Origin of the sequence: Moorena sp. SIO4E2, from assembly GCF_010671945.1 — a bacterium.
Classification (GTDB): Bacteria; Cyanobacteriota; Cyanobacteriia; order Cyanobacteriales; family Coleofasciculaceae; genus Moorena; species Moorena producens.
Genome location: NZ_JAAHIE010000831.1, coordinates 1 through 2,578, shown reverse-complemented (window position 1 = coordinate 2,578; position 2,578 = coordinate 1). Strand labels below are relative to the sequence as shown.

Below are 2,578 nucleotides of genomic sequence, written 5' to 3'. Positions count from 1 at the left end.
TCTTTGTACAAAGATGGCCTTCCTTTGATGAAACGACTAATTCAAGCTCGTTGCTCTATTACTGCTCCTCCTACTCTTCCGATACCTCTCTAAACCTGACCAAACGTCTTTCCAAAAGAGCCACACCCAATATATATAGCAACCGAAGTATAGTTTAGGAAAGAGTATTTTGGTTGAAAGGGAGCAGGGAGTAGGGACTAAGGCCGTAGGCCACGCGGGGCGCGTTCGGAGCAGAAATATGTCTTAAGCTTTACTTCGACTGCTATATAATGATAGAAGGTCGATAGATAAGTGTAGAAACAGTGAGACATCAAGCCGTCAAAATAAGGATTTACCCCACACAAGAGCAAATTCATATACTTGCTCAGCACTTTGGCTGTGCTCGTTGGTGGTGGAATTATGCGCGCTAAATCAATGCATAGAAACTTACAAAGAGACAGGCATTGGGTTGTCTTGTTCTGCACTCAATGCTATGTTGCCAAAGCTCAAAAAAGATGAGAAAACCGAATGGCTAAAAGACTGTTACTCTCCTTGGGGGGAGGTAAATGCCTGTACTTCCTGCGGAAAATGCGTAGATGCTTGTCCCACAGGGGCAATTTTCCGTAAGGGCACAACAACTGCAGAGAAAGAACGCGATCGCGGTAAGCTGGAATTTTTGGTTACAGCTAGAACCAAACAAGAATGGAAGCGATAGGTTCTACTAATTAATAGTTGGACAATTGGATCAGTAATAGTTATGAACAAATCTCAGACAAGCCTAATTAGTCATATCTCTTGGGGTCGTATGGAGGTAACCAATAATGGTGATAATTATCAATTCAAAGATTGTAAAGTATGGCCGGGAGGAGCTAAGGAATGGGATTGGAGACTTACAGGTACTCGCCATCAGCCCGGTATTCAACCCGCCGATATCGAAGAAATTTTGGCTCAGGGCATAGAGTTTATGGTTTTGTCCCGTGGTATGCAACTAATGCTACAAACCTGTCCAGAAACTGAGGAATTGCTCCATCAAATAGGAATTGAGTATTATATCGGGCAGACTAAATTAGCTGTAGACCTATTCAACAGTTTGATGCAACAAGGTAAAAAAGTCGGAGGTATATTTCATTCGACTTGTTAACTCGTTATCAGCTTGAGTAACGATGGAAAAAATTAAATTAGCAACAGTATGGTTAGCGGGGTGTTCGGGATGTCATATGTCCTTTTTGGATCTAGAGGAATGGCTGCTCGAACTCGCCCAATATGTAGATGTGGTTTACAGTCCCGTTGGGTCTGACCTGAAAGAATACCCGGAAAACGTGGATGTTTGTTTAGTAGAGGGTGGTATTGCCAATGAAGATAACTTAGAACTCATTAACCAAGTTCGGGAACGTAGCAAAATCCTCGTTTCTTTCGGAGATTGTGCCGTCACTGCCAACGTTCCTGCTATGCGGAATATGCTGGACGGTGCAGAACCTGTTCTCAAACGCGCCTATCTCGAATTGGGGGATGTCACTCCCCAACTCCCTTACGAACCAGGAATTGTACCGGAATTACTAGAGCAGGTACTGCCCGTTCACCAAGATAGCAGCTTGTAGTAGGGTGGGCAAAAACAGTTTGCTTCTTTTGAGTATTCTAGATTATATTACTTTGCCCACCCTACTTTAATTGGTCTGTTCGCGTAGCGTCCGCGTAGCGCATAAGCTGATAGCTGATAGCACCTCAAGTAGCGTCCGCGTAGCGCATAAGCTGATAGCTGATAGCTTACGTTTTAGAATACTACAGCGGAATTGGTTCTGGTAAAGACGTCTATATCTAACCCCCTATTTAATACTGCAACTTCCGATCCATCAACCGATAAAAAGCCGGTGAAGGCGTCGTAACTTACATCAGTGCTGCCTACAACTACTATCGCATCACTTCCTACTTCGAAGTCGAGGATAATATCCAAATCTCCTTCTAAGAACTGATCTACGAAAAACTCGTAGATATCGCTGCCGCCGCCACTGATCAGAACATCGGATCCTTCATTGCCAACAACAACATCATCTCCTAAGCCGCCTCGAACAATATCATCTCCCAGACCGCCGAAGACAAAGTCAGTTCCTCCAGCACCCTGGATGTTATCGTCTCCTGCTCCAGCCATGAGTATATCTACTTCATCGCCGCCAGCTGCTACATCATTACCGTCGCCAAAAATAAAAATGTTAGTTTGATCTTCTTGTCCTACGGCGAATACACCTCCACCCTCTTGAGGGCTATCAAAAAACATTGCACCCTCAAAGTCGCTTATAAATAGCGGACCTGTGCTACCTGGACTTAATATTGCTGCCATTTAATTGTCTCCTTGTTTTAGCTTGAATTTTCTCTAACAGTTGATGTAGGGTGGGCAGTGCACCAGACAGATAATGAAGCTTGCAAAGCGCGCTGGTAGGCACTGCCCACCCTAGGATTAATGACAATGATGCAAGATAAGCTGTTCGGCATTTAAATTGGTATAATAAAAATTAATAAATAACCCAATAATAGGAAATATGCCAGCAAAAAATTATCTGACACAAGAGCAAAAAACAATACTTCAAAAAGCCTTAAAAATAGA

At 43.3% G+C, this 2,578-nt stretch carries 2 protein-coding genes and 3 pseudogenes; 4 read left to right on the top strand and 1 reads right to left on the bottom strand.

The genetic code is table 11. From position 1 onward, the window contains the following. Nucleotides 1-302: 302 nt before the first annotated feature. The 4 genes and pseudogenes from F6K37_RS37815 to F6K37_RS37800 form a co-directional block, all read left to right on the top strand. Nucleotides 303-529: pseudogene (locus tag F6K37_RS37815) on the top strand (helix-turn-helix domain-containing protein); the annotation flags it as partial. After that, nucleotides 530-694 (top strand): annotated as a pseudogene (locus F6K37_RS37810) (4Fe-4S double cluster binding domain-containing protein); the annotation flags it as partial. 42 nt (nucleotides 695-736) lie between these two features. Next, nucleotides 737-1,120 (top strand): Mth938-like domain-containing protein, encoded by a 384-nt coding sequence (locus F6K37_RS37805; RefSeq protein ID WP_008191888.1) that lies wholly within the window; start codon nucleotides 737-739, stop codon nucleotides 1,118-1,120. 22 nt (nucleotides 1,121-1,142) lie between these two features. Continuing rightward, nucleotides 1,143-1,562: pseudogene (locus tag F6K37_RS37800) on the top strand (NADH-quinone oxidoreductase subunit B family protein); the annotation flags it as partial. Between the two features lie 188 nt (nucleotides 1,563-1,750). Here F6K37_RS37800 and F6K37_RS37795 read toward each other — a convergent pair. Continuing rightward, complete coding sequence (locus tag F6K37_RS37795) at nucleotides 1,751-2,314, bottom strand: calcium-binding protein (protein WP_287256169.1); 564 nt, start codon at nucleotides 2,312-2,314, stop codon at nucleotides 1,751-1,753. Between the last annotated feature and the right edge of the window lie 264 nt (nucleotides 2,315-2,578).